This is a genomic window from Microcystis sp. LEGE 08355, assembly GCF_015207185.1.
In the GTDB taxonomy this organism is placed as follows: Bacteria; Cyanobacteriota; Cyanobacteriia; order Cyanobacteriales; family Microcystaceae; genus Microcystis; species Microcystis panniformis.
Map to the genome: position 1 here is coordinate 1 of NZ_JADEXI010000028.1, position 18,201 is coordinate 18,201.

Genomic DNA, 18,201 nt, shown 5'->3' on the forward strand with positions numbered 1-18,201 from the left:
ACCTAATTTTCAGGAAAAAAGTCCCGGAATTTTCGCCCCGATCACTCTCGGCTGGCACTTTTTGAGGTCAAAAAAGTCTAAAAGTCTTATCCAACAAGGTTTTTAGATTTATTCAGCCAACCCTAACTATTACTCAAAAATTTACCCCGATTTAACCAGTTGGTTTTTGAGGACTTTTGCGAAGATTTTTTGAAGACAAAACTAGGTTTTGCTTCCCCCGATAAGCTGGCAACCATCGAGTTAGTGGTGGGTTCAATCCAACGGACTAAATAATTGGGTTGAATACCTAAAAAGACGATTAATACCATTAGGACAAAAGCGGGGATAGTTTCCGATTCCAGGACTTTGGGATAGTAGGCAAGTTTATTATCCAATTTACCAAAACAGGTGCGATTAAGCAGGATAACAAAGTAAACCGCCGTTAAACCGGAAGCGATGATACAGAGAACCGTCTGCACGGGAAAACGGGAAAAACTACCCTGAAAAACGATAAATTCCGCCACAAATCCCACTAATCCGGGTATCCCAGCGCTGGCCATACCGGCGAGAATTAATAGGGCGCTAACCAAGGGTAAACCGCGAATTGGGTTCATTAAACCGTTTAAAACGTCTAAATCTCTGGTTCCAGCTTTGCGTTCGACGATGCCCACCAGATAGAATAAGAGGGCGAGAATGAGACCGTGGCTAATCATCTGCGCGACGGCACCAAGGACGCTTAAACCCGTGCCGGCGGCGGCTGCTACCAGTATATAGCCCATGTGACCGATCGAACTGTAGGCCACCATGCGTTTAATGTCTTTTTGGGCAATAGCACTCAAGGCCCCGTAAATAACGCTAGTAACGCCGACAATTGCCAGTCCGGGGGCGATTAAAGACCAAGTTTCCGGGAATAATTGCAGACCAAAGCGAACTAAGCCATAAGTACCGAGTTTAGCGAGGATACCACCTAATAGAATTGCTGTAGCGGGGGAAGCTTCCGTATAGGCATCCGGTAGCCAAGTATGGAGAGGTACGAGGGGGATTTTGATGCCAAATCCCACTAACAGCAGAGTTAAGAGCAGTAACTGGGTGTTTTGGGAGAAATCGGCGGTGGAGAGGGAGGAATAGTCAAAAGTACCACCGTTGAGGAAACCTATGCCTAAAAATGCCGCTAGGACTAATAACCCAGAGACAGCAGTGTAGAGAAGAAATTTAATCGAAGCATAGCCACGTTTTTCGCCTCCCCAGATAGCAATCATCAGATAAAAGGGGATTAATTCTAGTTCATAGAAAACGATGAACAGCAGCAGGTTTTTGGCCATTAATGCCCCAGAAACCCCGGCGTTAATCAGGAGGATTAGGATGTAATAAAGTCGGGGACGCTCTATTTTTTCTTCGCTACTATAGATAGCTATTCCTGTCAAGAAACAGCTTAAAATAATTAACGGTAAGGACAAACCATCGACTCCGAGGTTATAACTTAAACCGATTGGTTTTGCCCATTCGCGGTATTCAGAAAATTGAAAGCCATTGCTGGTTAAGTTATATTGGGTCAGCAGATATAAAGACCACAAGAAGACGGCGGCAACAAAAAAGAGGGTAATTTGACGTAATTTTGCTGGGGCGAATTTATCGGGGAAAAGACCGACGATAATTGCTCCAATTATTGGCAACCAAAGCAGGGTACTGAGCATATTGGTATCGATCGAATTTATAATGACTGGGATGAGAAAACGATTAGCCAACCGACACGATGACTAATCGGGAATTGACTAGATTAAATTCACTTTGCCGGTATCGAGATCGTAGTAGGCTCCAACAATTTTTAATTGTTTTTTATCTACTAAATCACCCATGACTGGGGATTTGCCCAATTTCTCTACTTGATAGACAACATTGGATTTAATGGCTCGCTCAAGTTTGTTGGAACCGGGTTGTTTTTCGGCCCGATCAACTCCCACCTGTAGGCCATCGATTAAACGACCGATTTGTCCGGGGAAACGACCGCCTTCAATGGTGGCTTTTACCGCTCCACAACGAGAATGACCAAGGACAACAATTACCTTGGCTCCTAACACCAACGTGCCGAATTCAAGGCTACCAATTTCTTCGGAAGTGGCTAAATTTCCCGCTACCCGACAAACAAATAGATCTCCTAATCCGCGATCAAAAACGATTTCTGCCGGCACGCGAGAATCGGCACAGCCCAAAATTGCCGCAAAAGGGGCTTGACTTTCGGCCACTTCTGTGAGTCGCCCTTGATCGCGGTTAGGACTTTTTTGTCTTCGTTCCCAGAAACGTTGATTGCCTTCCATGAGCATAGTTAAAGCTTGGTCTGGGTTCAATCCTTTATATTGAGCCGTTAGCCATGGCTGGGAATTAACGGCGGTTTGGGCGTTAGTTTTGGACAACTGAGAACCCAAAACAGAGGCGGCTAGACTGGTTCCCAAAAAACCACCCCCATAACGGATTAATTGGCGACGAGAGGTGTTGAACATAGGTAATTGTTTCCATTAATCAGGACAAATCCTATTGTCAGGGCCGGGGATGCTAAAGAAAAGCCTAAGTTATCAAATCTTTAACTGAAAACTAGAGAAATTTGTGATAGTAGGGGCCAGCAGATGATAATACCAATCAAAGCCACCCCCAAAATAATCGACAGAAAGTAAAATTGGGTCTGTCCCGAGACGTTATATTTCAAACTCTGACCACCAAAAACCGTGGCTAATCCCACCAGATTAACTATCCCATCCACCAGAAAGGTATCGATCCAGTTAATAATTTGCGAGATTAATCCGACGACAAAAACGATGGTAACTTTATACAATTGGGCTGTATAAAGGTCGTTGGCGAAGAAATCTTGAAGGGCTTTGGGTTGAAAAACGATCGGTTTGGAGATATTTTCATTCAGATAAATATATGCTGCCGGAATTACGCCCGCAGCAGTGGAAAGCACCAAGAGAAAAGCCACTCCCAGATTTAAGTTACTTGGTAATAAATGCCATTGCGCTAATAAAATCGGCAGATGAATGGCGAAACCCATGGTCACAGTCATGGGGATAACTAAGGGCCAAAGAGCTTCCGGAGAGCGCAGGGTCATTGGTTTGATTTTACCGCCAAAGAAAACGCAAAATTCTCTAGTGACACTAAAGGCAGTTAAGGCATTGACCAACAATAGCACTAATAACAGTAAACCACTGACTTCTGCGAGGCGATCGGCCATGCGGGCTAATGCCCAAAAACCACCAAAGGGAGGCAGTGCGACTAAACTAGCGGCACCGACGAGATAACAAATGCCGGAAACGGGACGACGAGACCATAAACCGCCGTATTGGCTTAAATCTTGGCTGATATTATTCCAAACAATGTTACCCACCACCATGACTAACAGGGACATAGCGATCGCATAAGTAAAGAGTAACACTAAAGCGGTTTCCGTTTGTCCGGTGGCCACAGCGATAAAAATCAGTCCCATGTAGGCACTGACGGAATAGGAAAGGGAGCGCTTGACATCGATCTGGGCGATCGCAATTAACCCCGCACCGATGGCAGTAACAGAGCCAACAACGATCATTACTTGTAGGGTTAGGGGCGATAATTGTAGCACCGGCTCTAATTTCACCAATAACCAAGCGCCAGTGGAAACGACGACGGTATTCCGCAGAATTGTCGCCGGCATCGGTCCTTCCATGGCCTCATCTAGCCATAAATGCAGGGGAAATTGAGCGCATTTGCCCATCGGACCTGCAATCAATGCGAAACAGAGTAAATTAGCCACATTGGGGTTTAAATTGGCTGTAGCCGCCCATTCTGCCAATTGGTCAAAGTTCCAGGTTCCCGCCAGGGGTAAAAGGGCCACCACTCCCATCAAGAGGATTAAATCGCCAATCCGTTTGGTTAGAAAAGCGTCCCGCGCCCCCGTTACCACCAGAGATTGATTAAACCAGAAACCAATTAGCAGATAAGTGCCGAGGGTGAGAACTTCTAGCACACAATAGCTGAAAAATAGCGAATTACAGATAACCAGGGCGCACATACCCCCTTCAAAGAGAGCGACGAGAGAATAAAACCTGGCCCAACCCCAATCCATTTCTAGATAGGCGATCGCATATACCTGCGCAGCGAGGTTTAAGCCGGTAATTAGCAATAAAGCCCCGATATTAACGACCGAAATCTGCACATCTAAAGATATGCTTAAATCTGCGGCATTTAGCCAATTAAATGCTATAGATTGCGGCGGACGACCCCAAACGGCGATCAAAGCAAAAAGGCTATGTAAAAAGGCCCAGCAGGTCATGATCAAGTTCAGATAACCGGCCGGTCGCGGGCCAGTTTGCCGGATAATACCGGGAGACCAGGGTAGAGCGAGAAGTGCGCCCGCAAGGGCATAAAGAGGTACCAACCAGATAGTCTGGCTGAAGGACTCGAACATATAACCACCTCAAGAAGAAAAATGATCCTGAATTAAAGTTTAAGGTTTAATGGGTCACTAATAGGCTGTGGCCATTTTTTAACGGGGCATGAATGGGGATGGTTTGACTAGCTTCCAGCAGGTATTTTAAAAAGGCATCGGCAATCACGGAAAGCTGTTTTCCGGCCAGATAACAAACGTACCAATTGCGCTGAATCGGAAAATGTTCCAGGTCGAGGATGGCTAATTCTCCGTTTTCCCCTTCCGAGATGAGAGTATGCTTAGATAGTACCGATATTCCCAAACCGCCAGAAATAGCCTGTTTAATGGCTTCGTTACTGCCTAATTCCAAGCGCACCTTAACTTTAATATCGTGGAGATTAAATAATTTTTGTACCGCTTGGCGGGTTCCAGATCCCGATTCGCGCATAATAAAAGGTTGCTGGTTAAGGGATTCAAGGGGGAGATTTTTCTTACCCACCAATGGATGATCTCGTCGCGCCACCACCACCAGGGGATTTTCGAGGAAAGACTGAGAACAAAGTTCCACTTCTTCCGGCGGTTGACTGAGAATATAGAGGTCATCCTCGTTATTTAACATTCGCTCTTGCAGTTTCTGATGATTAGTCACTTGCAGGGCGATGTCAATACCGGGATACTGTTGACAGAATGCCCCCAGTAATCGCGGTACAAAGTATTTAGCGGTAGTAATTACGCCTAAAGTCAGTTTTCCCTGTCTAGTTCCCTTAATATCGGCCACTTTCATCTGAAAGTTGTCCAATTTATTAAAAATCTCTTGACAGGTGAACAGTAATTCCTGACCCGCTTCGGTTAAAAATAAACGTTTGCCAATTTGCTCGAATAGCGGTAAACCCACGGCTTTTGTGAGTTGTTTGACTTGGGTTGAGACGGTGGGTTGAGTGATAAATAACTCCTCGGCCGCCTTGGTGAAGCTACTGTGTCGAGCGGTAGCCTCGAAAACCCTTAACTGGTGCAGGGTTGCCTGTATCAAGTTCTTATCCTCTTCTCAATAACAACTATTTGTTACAATAAATCCTAACGTTTTTATAGATTCTAGTCAATTAACTTTTTGATAAATATAGACTTTAATAGATATAACCGCCGCTTAAGACCTTTTGTAGCTATCAGCTTTTTTCCCAGTCTCCTTTTTCAGCTTCTTGTCACCCCTTGAGGTTGTCGCCAGCATTTACTCGGGGTGAGGTGATGGGCAGGATCAATGATCGCGGCGGCAAGATAAACTAGGGGATAACCAGACCCTAACCAGCGATCGCGAAATTGCCGAGCTTCTCCAACGGCGAGGGCGAAGAAAACGTCAAATTGTCGGACTTTGTGGAATAATTATTGGAAGTGAACAATTGGACTTTTTGGCAGCAATGATTATAGTAATCGTAGAGATAATCGAGATTAAGCAGCGAGTCTAAACAGGTTTTGAATCTTTTGGGACGGTTATAGGTGGGGATAATAATTGAAAAGTTTGTCAGAGTTTTTCTGGAGTTTTGAATCGGACTTTTTTAGTAAGCTTTAAGCATTTATTTTATGCTTTAATAATAAAAAAACTTGGCAAACTTAATCCATAATTGATGACGAACGAACTTCGGTAAAATCCGTTTACCTAAGCTAATACTAACCTCGGCAAAATTACGGCGAAGTTTAGCAAAGATAGCTCTTTTTTTATGAGTATGATACTGTCCTTCTAGGTTTCTATCTCCATCATATTCAATAAAATCTAACAGGGCATTTCTGCTATTCACCTCATTGAGAGATTCTGTCTGAAAACAACAGATATTTTGAGGATATTTTTCAATTAACTTTTCAATTTTTTCATAGTACATATCCCAATATAATCCCACAGCTTTAGCCTTATCAGACTCGTTAAATTTAGGAAAAGAAGCATCCCAAACTTCATTTTTTTTCCAGGTTTTTCCATTATGTTCATACCAGGGATTATGGTCTTGAGTCCATTGCAAATAACTGTGAATTACCGCTTCTCTTTCTCGTTTCAGGCAAATAAATTTGCTGCGAGGAAATTTTTCAATTAAGAAAGCAACATAGGGAAGAAAATACATCCCAATGTCGCCAAAATATTGGTTTGAATCTGAAAGTTTATCTAGATTTTCTATCCATTTCCAAACATTTTCATGATCATTATACCATTTCAAGGGATGGGCTTGGTAATTAATTGCTCCTTCATGGAGAACTTTAATTCCAGGTTGATTATTTAAAAAATAAGATAAAGAAAGCGATCCACATCTCCCCGTTCCTAAACCAATAATTAATGTTTTACTCATTTTTATTAATCCTTTTTACTTCTGGCTCTGGTGGTTGTTGCTAATATATTTTACAATAAATATCTGCCAGTCATTGACAAGATGACGCAAATATCGCCAAATTTCTCGGTTAAATCTTCCTGTAATATGGAAAAATCCTAGAGGATTTTCTATGATAGTAATCATTGATTTACCCAGATAGATCACAGTTGAATCATAAGCTTGTAATCGCCAAGATAGTTTGATAACATCATAATAGGTATAAAATTTATTTGTTTGGTAATGTTTAGCCAATAACCTAGTAGGTAATTTTTGCCTAACAGCCGGATCCGTAAAAATAATTTCTCTAGCTTTGTCCCAATTTTTCACCAGTTCAGAAATTGGTATTTTTGTTTTATTAGTCTGATGACGACGAATTTCAATAATCGGATCTTCGCCGATAAATACAAAAAGACCTTTAGCAGCTAACCGACACCAGAATAACCAATCTTCGCCAATGGTTAAATGAGTTAAAAAGTCTTCTGAAGTTAAAAAACTTCGTCTAATACAAACTGCTCCCATAGAAAATATACCTCGTTCAATAATGCGAGTAAACAGATCAATTGGAGTTAGTTCTTCCACAATGGAATTAGGTTGAAATATCCTATTATTATTTAGATCAACTTCGACAATATTTCCATAGGAAGCAACAGCTTCTGTCCAGGATTCTAAAGCTAAGTATAATCTTTCTAAGGCATTAGGTTTAGGGCGATCATCTGCATCTAAAAAATAAATATATTTTCCTTGAGAATGTATAAATCCTCTGTGTCTTGCTAATGCAGAACCACTATTTTCTTGCACGATCAATTTAATTCTGTTATCTTTTAGTATCAATTCTTCAATGATAGCTTGAGTATTATCGGTTGAACCATCATTGACAATAATCATTTCCCAGCGACTAAAGGATTGTTTTAGAATGCTATTAATCGCCTCTTCAATGTATAGTTCGCTATTATAAGCGGGAATAATTACAGAGACTTCTTTTTCTTGCATAAAAATTACCAATCATAATTATAAAACAATGGTGATTTAGATAAGTAGGTGGGTGGAATTAAATATAAAATGAACGTAGGTTGGGCTACCGCTAACCCATCCTACAAATAATTGTGCCTACCTACTTAAATCACCAAATATGATACCATTATAAGTAGGTAGATGTTAAAAACTTTCAGATACCCCCCTGATTAAGGGGGGATTAAGGGGGGATCGAACCCAAAATCTATCTTCAATTTAATTATAACTAGCTACTTAACCGTATAAAACAATATCCCCCCGAGCAAAAATGAAAGCTCAAGAAGTACAACCAACACATCTAAATAATTATTATCCTATGGGTGACTTATTATCCATCAAAGGTTGGCTCGATTTAGCCATAAGTTTAGGAAGAAAAACTTTCCCTAAATTTCTCCGCCATTGGTTGTGGGAGAAAATGGGCAGACAATTGTATTATCATTCCTTAAAAAAAAACATCCACCAGCAAGAATATTATGGTAATCCTCTCAATATTGTTCAAGGGATTAATTGGATTAAATGGAGATTTCCTGAAATCAACACAAGCGATATTCAAGAGATAACTGAAAAACCAATTTTTATATTTTCTGCTGGTATGCGTTCTGGTTCAACTTGGATTCAGCGATGGATGATGAGTTCATCAGAAACTGTCATTTGGGGCGAACCCTACGCTCGTTCATTTATTATTCAGAATATGGCTAAACAAATCGAGCCATTTTCCCAAGATTTTCCCAAAAAAGACTTCATATATCGTCAAAAATTTGAAGATATTAGTAATCAATGGGTTGCTAATTTGTATCCAGATTTAAGTTTTTTTCAACAAGCTCATCGTCTTTTTTTTATTAATCTTTTTGCTATCCCTGCTAGGCAAAAAGGCGCAAAACGTTGGGGCATAAAAGAAGTCCGGTTAACGGGAGACCATGCAGTTTACTTACAATGGCTGTTTCCTGAATCAAAATTTATTTTTTTAATAAGAAATCCCTATCATTCTTATCAATCTTATAAAATTTTTACCTATCTTGATCAACAACAGATGACTACTGAAAACTTTGGATATATTTGGAGAAACTTAAGCGAAAGCTATGTTTTGTATCATGAAAAACTGAATGCTAAACTCTTAAAATATGAAGATGTAGTTAAGGGAAATTTTGAGTTAAAAGAATTAGCATCTTATTTAGAAATTGACTTAAAAGCTCCCAATCAATTAATAAAAATTGCTAATAAAGATGATTTACCTAAAATTGATCAATTGACAAAAATCACTCTAGATGAAATTAACATTCTTAAAAATATTGTTAATCCCTTAGCGGAACAACTGGGATATTATCCCGAAGATCAATTATAATTAGGAGCTAAACATGGAGGATCAAAATTTAGTTTCAGTCATAATTATTTTTTGGAACGAAGAAAAATTTATTACCGAAGCCATCGCTAGTGTTTTTGCTCAGAATTACGAACATTGGGAACTTTTATTAGTTGATGATGGCTCAACAGATAATAGTAGCGATATTGCCTTAAATTATGCTCGGAAAAATCCTCAAAAAGTCTATTATATTGAACATCCCCATCATGAAAATTGCGGTATGAGTGCGTCTCGTAATTTAGGAATTGAACAGGCTAAGGGTGAGTTTATTGCTTTTTTAGATGCGGATGATATTTGGCTACCTCATAAATTAACAGAGCAACTTGCTATTTTTGCATCTTATCCAGAAGTAGCAATGGTTTATGGATGGGTGCAATTTTGGCATAGTTGGACGGGAAAAATAGAAGATATAAACCGAGATTATTTTGTATCTTTAGGAATAGAATCAAATACTATTATTTACCCTCCTAATTTATTACCTATTTTATGGAAACAAGGAAAACAAAAACCCATTCCTAGTAATGTTATGCTACGCCGTGAAGTATTAATTAAAGTAGGAAAATCTGCAGCACAGTTTCGGGGTTGGGCTGAAGATACGGTGCTTTTTACAAAAATTGGTTTAAATTTCCCAATTTATGTTTCTCAAAGTTGCTGGATTAAACATCGAGAAAAGCCAAGTGATGCTCATTTTATCGCTATAAAATATCATCAAAGATATTGGGAAAATCGAGCTTATTTGGACTGGACAGAACAATATTTTATTGCTCAAGGAATGAGAGATAGTCAGATTTGGAAAGAATTTAAAAAGGTCAGATTTTTGTATGATAATTATTTTTTACATTATTTATTTCAAGGATATTTCAGAGATTTATTTATGAATATCGGAAGAAAAACTTTACCTAAAGTGATTAGAGATTGGCTATGGATACACATAGGCAAAAACGCTAAGTAATATACCTATTTTTGTTCTGTACAGAATGACAACTAATAATTTCTGCCAAAATTTTAGCACCTTCTTTCCAAGTAGGAATATTTTGATGATTTTGATTAACAAAAGATTGACTTAAACCTGTTAAAATTCCTTGTCTAATACCTAATTCTGTTGGCTGAATATAGATAACATCAGAGCCACCTGCTTCCCTTAATTCAGGAATATCAGTTGTCACCACTTTGGTCCCACAAGCTCTCGCTTCTAATACAGGTATGCCAAATCCTTCATGAATAGAAGGAAAAACAAATAAATCAGCACCACTATAAAGGGCGGGTAATTGTTCATCTGGAACGTAACCAAGAACCATTATATCATTTTTTCCCTCATTAGCAATCAAGGTTTCTATCCCTTCATATTTCCACCCCTTTTTTCCGACTAAAACCAGTTTATGATCAGGAATTAAACCTTCTTTTTTCAGATTAATAAAAGTTTTAAATAATAATTCGACATTTTTTCTAGGTTCCCAAGTAGCTACATTCAAAAGATAGGGACTAGAAATTTGATAATTTTCTAATTCACTCTTGACTATATCCCTTGATAAAGGTTTAAATATCTCACTAACTCCGGGTTGAATAATAATAGAATTACGACCAGTATAATTGAATAGTTGCCTATCGGTTTCTTGAGAGTTTGTAATTATGGTATTGGCTCGTTTTACATCATTTTTAAGAAATAGGTAAAAACCTTGAGTATGAAACCAATCCATACCTGTGGGATCTATGTCAAACCAAAAATCATGAACAGTCAGAATTGTTTTAGTTGATTGATCAAGATAGGGTAGAAAAAAATAGGTTCCCCAGAAGATATCTAACTGATCTTTTCTACAAATCCAACTACCAATAATTTTTAACCACAATATTGGTGAGACTGCTAATATTTTTCCCTGAGTCCTTAGTTTCCATCGAGGAGAGATAACCGGCATTTCTATTGGTAATGGACTATAAACAAAGAAATTGGCATTAGGTAAATATTTGTCTAGTTCACGACAAAGCTCAAAAGAATAACGAGCATGACCCCGTTTCTGACCTGATAAAAAACTACCATCTATACCTATTTTAATTTGATAATTCCGGTTCATTTTTTTAGTTATAGCAATTTATAGAGCTAAATATTTTGCCTTTAAAAATCCCCAAATATTGGCTAATTGTGAGATTAATAACAAGCCAAAAAGAAATATTTTTGATCGTTGCTCACATTTTTTTGAAAATGGATAAGTTAGTAGTTGAAAGTAAAAGCTTAATGGCTCAAATTTTAGGGCTGTTTGATGGCGGTGAGAACGAATTTGATGAAAATAAAATGCAGCACAACCATAGTTAAAATGTTGTTGCCAAAATCTCCGTAAACTGAGATCATGACCATGGTAAATTATCGCTTGGGGAAGATAATGTAAAGAATATCCAGCAAATAGCCAGCGATCGCAAAACTCCCGATCTTCTCCGAAACGAAAATAAATATTCAATTGTCCTACCCCGTTAAACAATTCCCTCGAAAGAGCAAAATTATTAGTAGTAAAAAAACGAGTTTGCACAAAGTTACTATTATAATAATCATAGAGATAATCAAACAGTACTTGACTAGCAGTGGAATAGGGATTATCTGGCAGGGCGTTGATTATTTTTCCGCCTAAGAGGGCATTTGGTGTCTCTGAGAAGCCTTGTTCAAGGGACTGGAGCCATTTTGAGTCGAGGGTACAGTCATCATCGGTAAAGGCTAAATATTCACCTTTGGCCCTGTTAGCGCCGGTATTTCTGGCTTTGGCCGGTCCAGCATTTTCTTGGCGAATGAGAGTTAAATTTAATTGGTTTTGGTAGGGTTTAATCAGGGGATCAAGGGGTTGATTACTGCCATCATCGACGATAATAATTTCAAAGTTATCTGGGGGATAATCTAGATTTAGGAGAGAGTCTAGGCAGGTTTTTAGTCTTTCGGGACGGTTATAGGTGGGAATAATAATGGAAAAATTGATTAGTTTTTCTGTCATCATAAACCTGAAATAATTAGGTTATTTATGGCTAGTTTTAGTAGATTCTCGTAAGAGACTAAACATCGTAAAAATTTGTGAAAATAATCGAGGGAAAGCGAGGCGGAGGGTGGCAGTATAGATGATTATTCCCAAAAGGGAACAAATTATCAAACGACCTTGAGGTTCTAGCCAAAGGGTGAGCAATTGTTGACTGATGAAAATCGTTAAACCCATTATAACTGTGCCAGTGATGGCAGGGATAAATTGAGATAGATAGGTTTTCCAAGAAAGGGAAATTAATTGACTTAATAACCATTGTCCGAGGGGAAAAACTAGATAATCACTGAGGACATAAGCTCTAGCTACGGCCACAATTCCCCACTGGACAGCGATGAGGCAAGCGATAATATTTAAAGTAGCGTTGAGAAGACCTAATTTAAACTGTAACACGGGTTGACCGAGGGCGACAAACGCAGACCTTTGAAAAACAGTGATAGCCCGAAGTATTCCCACAAGGGGGATAATTTGGAGAATAGGAATAGCGTCAGTCCATTTTTGACCGAACAAACTAATTACTAATTCTGGACTGAGAATCATGAAGGCAAAGAAGACGGGAAAGGCGATTAAGCTAGTAAATTGAGTGACTCGATAAAATGCCTCGATCAATTTTTGAGAGTTGTCTTGTAAACGAGAAAAAGTGGGTAAAGCAACTTGATTTAAAGTTCCTATCAGCGATTGACTCATTACTTCTAAAATCCGATGGGAAATCCCATAATAGCCTAGGGCAGCTTCTCCTAGAAAATAACCGATGAGTAGATTATCGGTTCGCTGATTAAAAAATTCAACTAACTTATATCCTAAAACATTGATACTAAAATGCAGTACTGACCTTAAAAATGCTAGAGAAAATTCTAATTTTGGTCGCCAATTACTGGCTGTCCAGAGAACAATAACTCCCGTCAGTTCGTAGGTTAATTGTTGTCCGACTAAACTCCAAACTCCTGCCTCTAAAAGTGCCATTCCTACGCCCACGATACCAGCAATGATAATTCCTACTAAAGAGCGAATTGCCATGATCTTAAACTTAAAATATCGCCTTAATAAAGCTACTTGAGTTTGACTGAAAGCATTAATAACAAAAACTAAGGAAAGAACTTGGAGAATAGGAATTAAAAATGGTTGCTGAAAAATTTTAGATATGAGAATAGCAGAAGTAAAAGTGATAGTTGTTAAAAAAAACCAGTCAATAATTGTGTCCAAAAAACTGTATTTATCTCTCTCGATTCTAAATCCTGTTTTTGGATCAATACTTGAGCAAACCCTTGATTTAAGAAAATCTGCATGAAGTTAATTAGTACATTAGACAATGCTACCAAGCCAAAAGCTTCTGGAGTTAATAAACGAGCGAGAATTAGAAATATTATCAATGAACCTGCTTGGCTGCCCCAGTTTTGCAGTCCTGACCACAAAACACCTTGAATTGTTTTATCTTTAATGCTCATCTTTTAGGATATTTTAATTTCAGCTTTCATTATAGATCAAAATTTTGCTACAATCAGAAAACAACCATCTATTAAAATCAAAAGACAATGGTTAGTTATCTTGATATTGACGAAGATATTCTTTTCCCGGATAGCGATGGTCAACCGATGGCAGATAATACCGAACAATACGAGTGGATTGTCAAAATTAAGGAGAATTTAGAGATTATCTTTGCGGATGACCCTCAGGTATTTATTGCGGGGGATTTACTCTGGTATCCTGTGCGTTCTACTTTAGTTTCACCGGTTGCTCCTGATGTGATGGTAGCTTTTGGCCGTCCCAAAGGACGGAGGGGTTCCTATCGTCAATGGAATGAAGAAAATATCGCTCCTCAAGTGGTTTTTGAAATTCTATCACCTAAGAATACAAAAGCAGAAATGAGTCGAAAATTAGAGTTTTATGACACATATAGTGTAGAAGAATACTATTTATATAACCCGATGCGCTGTCGTTTACAAGGTTGGCAAAGACAGGGAGAACATTTAAGGGAAATTATCCCCATAAATGACTGGATAAGTCCCCGTTTAGGTGTGCGTTTTATCTGGGATAAATCTAGTTTAGAATTGTATCGTCCTGATGGAGAGAAATTTTTAACAACTGTTGAGTTAGAGTCTCAAATGCGTCAAGAAAAACAGCGTGCCGATAAAGAAAAGAAACGTGCCGATAAAGAAAAGAAACGCGCCGATAAAGAAAAGAAACGTGCGGATCGACTAGCGGAACGTTTACAGGCGTTAGGATTAAGTTTAGAAGAAGAATAGGTGATTAAAAAGGTGATTTTAGAACCTGGGATTAAGGCGATTACATCGTCTTTTTAAGAGCTTTTTCATTCTTTATATGAAGGAAGAATTAGCCTTTCAGAGAAGGATAGCTTGGCCGCTAAAATTTATTTAGAAAAAGAAGTTTCAAACGCCATCTAAGAAGTCAAAAGGAAACAAGAAAATGAATAAACTCAAATATACAATAATCATTCAATGGTCAGAAGAGGACAACTGCTATCTAGTAGGATTTCCAGACTTTATTGGTCAAAAATGGCGAACTCATGGCGATTCCTATGAAGAGGCTATTACCAATGGTGTAGAAGTATTAGAATTATCAATCGAAAATTATCCCAAAGTGTATCAGGATGAAGTTGCTTAAAGCTTACTTAAGTAATAAATTTGTGCTTAGGTTACAAAGGTGAGATGCTCCCTCAGATTTCGTCATAAATTCCTCATGGTAAGAACGCTCAGTATTGACTTTCCAGAGGTTATGATTCGCTCCCATAATATTCTCGACAGCCAGGATAGCCGATAACATGGAATGGTCTTGATTATTATAGCGGTGCATCCCATTTCTGCCCACAGATTGCAGATTTTCCAAACTATCGACATAGTTTTGCAGCACCAGTAAATGTTGTTGGTATTCGTCATCATAAACGGGGTAGGCTTTCTTTTGTCGAATCACCGTTCCGTCTTCCACTTTATTGATGTCATCGACTAACCCGAGATTAACTATTTCTTGACTAGCCAAACGAATCAAACTCTGATTATCCATTTCCCATAATTTATCACCCTCGCTACAAAAATACTCCATGCCTAAGCAAGTTTTCTTCGGGTCGGGAACCATTTTCGGACTCCAGTTTTTAAAATTCTGAATGCGTCCCACTTGAAATTCGGGACTGTGAATATAAATCCAGTTATCCGGAAATAGGTGTTCTTGGTTAACCACAATGGGAACAATCAAAAAATCCCGATATTTTAATCCTCTTGCCGCTTGTAACACTTTTTCAGGTGGTAAGGGGTCTAAACGGTGCATCAGGGCAGTAATTGGCATCGTGTTGATAAAATGATCCCCAGTAATCTCGGATATTTCCTCGCCTTTTTTGATGATAATACTGGTAATTTTTTGACCCTTTCTTTTGACTTTAATGACTTCCGTATCTAGCCACACAGGACAACCTTGTACTTCTAATTTTTCTTGAAAACGCTCCCACATCATCCCCGGTCCAAGCAGCGGATAATCAAACTCTTTGATTAAAGTTTTAGTGTCATTGTCACCAAAAACGGCGTTAATGACGGCTTTTTTTAAGGATAATCCTTGAATACGTTGTGCCGCCCAATCGGCACGAATTTGGGTGCAGGGAATACCCCAAACTTTTTCGGTATAACTTTTAAAAAAAGTTTCATACAACTGTTGACCAAAGCGATTAGTCACCCATTGTTCAAAATTTTCTTCTAGGGGTAAAGGATAAAATTTAACTTTGAAGTAACTATAAACAATTAATAGACTTTGGATAAACCCTAAATTACTAACAGCATTCATGGGTTCCAAGGGATAACTAAAAAATTTACCCTGATAGTAAATCCGTGATAAACGGGGAACTTTGATAAAATCATCCCCTAACACTTCCCGCCACAAATGTTGCACTTCGGGAACTTTGGTAAAAAAGCGATGACCACCGATATCGAAGCGATAATCCTTGTAGGTTTCGGTGCGGGAAATGCCCCCAACTCGATCGCCTTTTTCTAGTACAATTGAATGTAGTTCGTGTTTGGCTAGACAATAGGCGGCCGTTAATCCGGCCGGACCGCCACCAATGACGACGGTATGGGGAGAATTGAGTTGATTTACTGTTTTCATAGTTTATATGAATCAGGAATTTGTCGTTTATTTTGTCAAAATGCCTGTCAACTCAAGCCAGACGTTGCAGCCAATAGCGTCCCGTACCAAGGACGAAAGCCAGACCACTGTAGAGATAATATAACCAGTGCCAAGGCAAAGTTAGCATAGCAAAAGATAATCCTCGCTTTTGTCGAAAAAACTGATAAACAGGTAAGTTTAAGAGAATTAAGCCCAATGCTAACACAGCCACGCCCAAAAGCAAATAATAATACCATAAACTGGCCAGCAGTAAAAATAAAAGTGTATAAACCAATACCACACTCCAACGACTAGACCATTGTAAATTAAGGTCATTAACAAAATTTTGCTGACGGTGAATTAATTCTGTCCAGGGTAGGGCGCGATAGAAAAAATCGGCTCTCAACAGGGAAGAAACCGTCCAATGTTTGAGATGTTTAACGTAGATATCTTTACACAAACGAATCCGGTAGCCTTGAGCTTTGAGACGATAACCCAGTTCGATATCTTCAATAGAGGGATAAAGATAACTTTCCTCAAAACCGCCTATTTTCTCGAAAATATCCCGTTTAATTGCTCCACAAGCTCCCCAAAAAGTGGAAGCATCCTCGCAACCAATTTGATGATTGTAATGATGAAAAAGGTTTTTATACTGGGAAAGAAAATTGACCGCCCCGGGTTGGTCATCGTAGGAACCAATCAACGCCGCTAGGGTAGAATCTTGATGGAATACTTGGGCGATTTTTGCTAAAGTATCGGGATGAATAGTCACATCTGCATCCATAAAAAAGAGAATATCACCCTTAGCCATGGCCGCCCCTTGATTTCTTGCCACTGCTGGCCCTTGATTGCTTTCTAACTGTAAGACTTCTGCTCCAAAACTGACCGCAGTTTCATAGGATTGGAGGTCATTTCCATCAACCACGACAATAACCTCCCTGGGGGCGAGTAAACTGGTGGATAAGCTGGCTAAACAGTTATTAAAGGCTTCTCCGCCTCTATAGACTGGAATAATGATAGAAATTAAGGAATTATTAAAAAACTCATTCATCGTTTTTTGGTCAAGTTCAATGTATATTGAGGCTCAGATTTGCTATCTTGTCAAGGAGTTGCTGATTTTTGCGAAGTATGTTCCTGAATAAAGCCATGATTTTTGCCAAAAAACAGCCAATTTTATCGATTCTTACGCTTATTTTTGCTTGGCTGGCTGTTGCCTACTTAGCTAAAGGATTTTATACCCTAGCTTTTGATAGTAGTCCCTCTGGTGCCAGAGATTTATTAGAACGTTGGCAAGAACAACAGTATATTTATCTGGGAATTTATCCCTATCGCATGAATCCCGCCGATATTAATGCAGAATTGGGGAAAATTCGCTCCGGTGGCTATCCACCCTGGGCTTTTTTGACGGGATTTTTCATGTTTCCCCCCATTTATTCGACTTTAACCCGTTTCTATCACGTTTTTTTAAATCTGATTTCTCTGGGCATTTTAAGCCGTTTTGCCTATCAATTAGGTTTGCCTTTTGGCCGAATGGCTGCCTATTTTTTTGTGTTTACTTCTCTGGCCATTAGTAGTAACTGTACCACCCTTAATAATGGGCAATACGGTTTAATTGTCAATGCTTTGTTAATAATTGTTTACTGGTTATTACAAGCCAATAAAAATTATCTAGCGGGGGTATTTATGGGCATTGCTCTCGTTAAACCTAACATCTCAGCACCCTATCTTTTGAGTTTAGTAATTAAGAGAAAGTTTAAAACGGTAATTCTCGCTTTTGTCTATATTATCTCGGCTACTTTTGCTATCGCTCACACCACTAGATTAAACTTTGAGAAAGTAATCGGTAGCTTTTTAAATCAGATCAAATATGTGGCAGATGATGGTGTTTCAAGTATTAATATTATCATGAAATTCGGAATTAGTACAGAAATAACTCTTGTTTTATTAACCACAATTGGCCTAGTTCTAGGTCTGTCTCTTATACACGTCTGACGC

General features: G+C 38.9%; 16 protein-coding genes and 1 pseudogene. 5 read left to right on the forward strand and 12 right to left on the reverse strand.

All coding sequences use genetic code 11. The features are described from left to right. Positions 1-122: 122 nt before the first annotated feature. From IQ242_RS02600 to IQ242_RS02625, 6 genes are all read right to left on the reverse strand, one after another. Positions 123-1,673, reverse strand: a complete 1,551-nt coding sequence (locus IQ242_RS02600; RefSeq protein ID WP_193958934.1) for an NADH-quinone oxidoreductase subunit M — start codon at positions 1,671-1,673, stop codon at positions 123-125. A gap of 78 nt (positions 1,674-1,751) precedes the next feature. Next, positions 1,752-2,477, reverse strand: a complete 726-nt coding sequence (locus IQ242_RS02605; protein WP_193958935.1) for a carbonic anhydrase — start codon at positions 2,475-2,477, stop codon at positions 1,752-1,754. An 80-nt stretch (positions 2,478-2,557) separates the two neighbouring features. After that, positions 2,558-4,411, reverse strand: coding sequence for an NAD(P)H-quinone oxidoreductase subunit F (locus IQ242_RS02610; RefSeq protein ID WP_193958936.1), 1,854 nt, complete (start codon positions 4,409-4,411; stop codon positions 2,558-2,560). Between the two features lie 46 nt (positions 4,412-4,457). Continuing rightward, positions 4,458-5,402 (reverse strand): LysR family transcriptional regulator, encoded by a 945-nt coding sequence (locus IQ242_RS02615; protein ID WP_193958937.1) that lies wholly within the window; start codon positions 5,400-5,402, stop codon positions 4,458-4,460. Between the two features lie 550 nt (positions 5,403-5,952). Then, entirely contained in the window at positions 5,953-6,699 is a 747-nt protein-coding gene (locus tag IQ242_RS02620) for a sulfotransferase (RefSeq protein WP_193958938.1), read from the reverse strand. A 15-nt stretch (positions 6,700-6,714) separates the two neighbouring features. Beyond that, a complete protein-coding gene (locus tag IQ242_RS02625; RefSeq protein WP_193958939.1) occupies positions 6,715-7,710 on the reverse strand; it encodes a glycosyltransferase family 2 protein in 996 nt (331 codons plus the stop codon). A gap of 289 nt (positions 7,711-7,999) precedes the next feature. Between IQ242_RS02625 and IQ242_RS02630 the strand changes: the two genes are divergently transcribed. Together IQ242_RS02630 and IQ242_RS02635 are read left to right on the forward strand one after the other, a co-directional pair. After that, positions 8,000-9,073 carry a sulfotransferase gene (locus IQ242_RS02630; protein WP_193958940.1) on the forward strand — a complete coding sequence of 358 codons (1,074 nt, stop codon included), beginning with the start codon at positions 8,000-8,002 and terminating at the stop codon, positions 9,071-9,073. A 13-nt stretch (positions 9,074-9,086) separates the two neighbouring features. Continuing rightward, complete coding sequence (locus IQ242_RS02635) at positions 9,087-10,043, forward strand: glycosyltransferase family 2 protein (RefSeq protein WP_193958941.1); 957 nt, start codon at positions 9,087-9,089, stop codon at positions 10,041-10,043. Here IQ242_RS02635 and IQ242_RS02640 read toward each other — a convergent pair. From IQ242_RS02640 to IQ242_RS26990, 4 genes and pseudogenes are all read right to left on the reverse strand, one after another. Next, positions 10,036-11,160 carry a glycosyltransferase family 1 protein gene (locus IQ242_RS02640; protein WP_193958942.1) on the reverse strand — a complete coding sequence of 375 codons (1,125 nt, stop codon included), beginning with the start codon at positions 11,158-11,160 and terminating at the stop codon, positions 10,036-10,038. The genes IQ242_RS02635 and IQ242_RS02640 overlap by 8 nt on opposite strands. A gap of 18 nt (positions 11,161-11,178) precedes the next feature. After that, positions 11,179-12,066, reverse strand: coding sequence for a glycosyltransferase family 2 protein (locus IQ242_RS02645; RefSeq protein WP_193958943.1), 888 nt, complete (start codon positions 12,064-12,066; stop codon positions 11,179-11,181). Between the two features lie 18 nt (positions 12,067-12,084). Continuing rightward, on the reverse strand, positions 12,085-12,642 hold the full coding sequence (locus IQ242_RS26985; protein WP_228020788.1) for a polysaccharide biosynthesis C-terminal domain-containing protein: 558 nt from the start codon (positions 12,640-12,642) through the stop codon (positions 12,085-12,087). Next, positions 12,640-13,547 (reverse strand): annotated as a pseudogene (locus tag IQ242_RS26990) (lipopolysaccharide biosynthesis protein); the annotation flags it as partial. The pseudogene IQ242_RS26990 and the gene IQ242_RS26985, both read right to left, overlap by 3 nt. An 87-nt stretch (positions 13,548-13,634) precedes the next feature. Here IQ242_RS26990 and IQ242_RS02660 point away from each other — a divergent pair. Together IQ242_RS02660 and IQ242_RS02665 are read left to right on the forward strand one after the other, a co-directional pair. Further along, the gene (locus IQ242_RS02660) at positions 13,635-14,345 is read left to right on the forward strand and encodes a Uma2 family endonuclease (protein ID WP_193958946.1); all 711 of its coding nucleotides are present in this window, start codon (positions 13,635-13,637) and stop codon (positions 14,343-14,345) included. 181 nt (positions 14,346-14,526) lie between these two features. After that, a complete protein-coding gene (locus IQ242_RS02665; protein WP_002740518.1) occupies positions 14,527-14,724 on the forward strand; it encodes a type II toxin-antitoxin system HicB family antitoxin in 198 nt (65 codons plus the stop codon). A gap of 3 nt (positions 14,725-14,727) precedes the next feature. On the opposite strand, the gene IQ242_RS02670 is transcribed toward IQ242_RS02665, so the two are convergent. Together IQ242_RS02670 and IQ242_RS02675 are read right to left on the reverse strand one after the other, a co-directional pair. Next, positions 14,728-16,206 carry an NAD(P)/FAD-dependent oxidoreductase gene (locus IQ242_RS02670; protein ID WP_193958947.1) on the reverse strand — a complete coding sequence of 493 codons (1,479 nt, stop codon included), beginning with the start codon at positions 16,204-16,206 and terminating at the stop codon, positions 14,728-14,730. A 52-nt stretch (positions 16,207-16,258) separates the two neighbouring features. After that, positions 16,259-17,257: a glycosyltransferase family 2 protein gene (locus IQ242_RS02675; protein ID WP_193958948.1), complete on the reverse strand. Its 999-nt coding sequence runs from the start codon at positions 17,255-17,257 to the stop codon at positions 16,259-16,261. A gap of 77 nt (positions 17,258-17,334) precedes the next feature. Here IQ242_RS02675 and IQ242_RS02680 point away from each other — a divergent pair, with 77 nt between their 5' ends. Beyond that, positions 17,335-18,198, forward strand: a complete 864-nt coding sequence (locus tag IQ242_RS02680) for a glycosyltransferase 87 family protein (protein WP_228020787.1) — start codon at positions 17,335-17,337, stop codon at positions 18,196-18,198. Positions 18,199-18,201 lie beyond the last annotated feature (3 nt).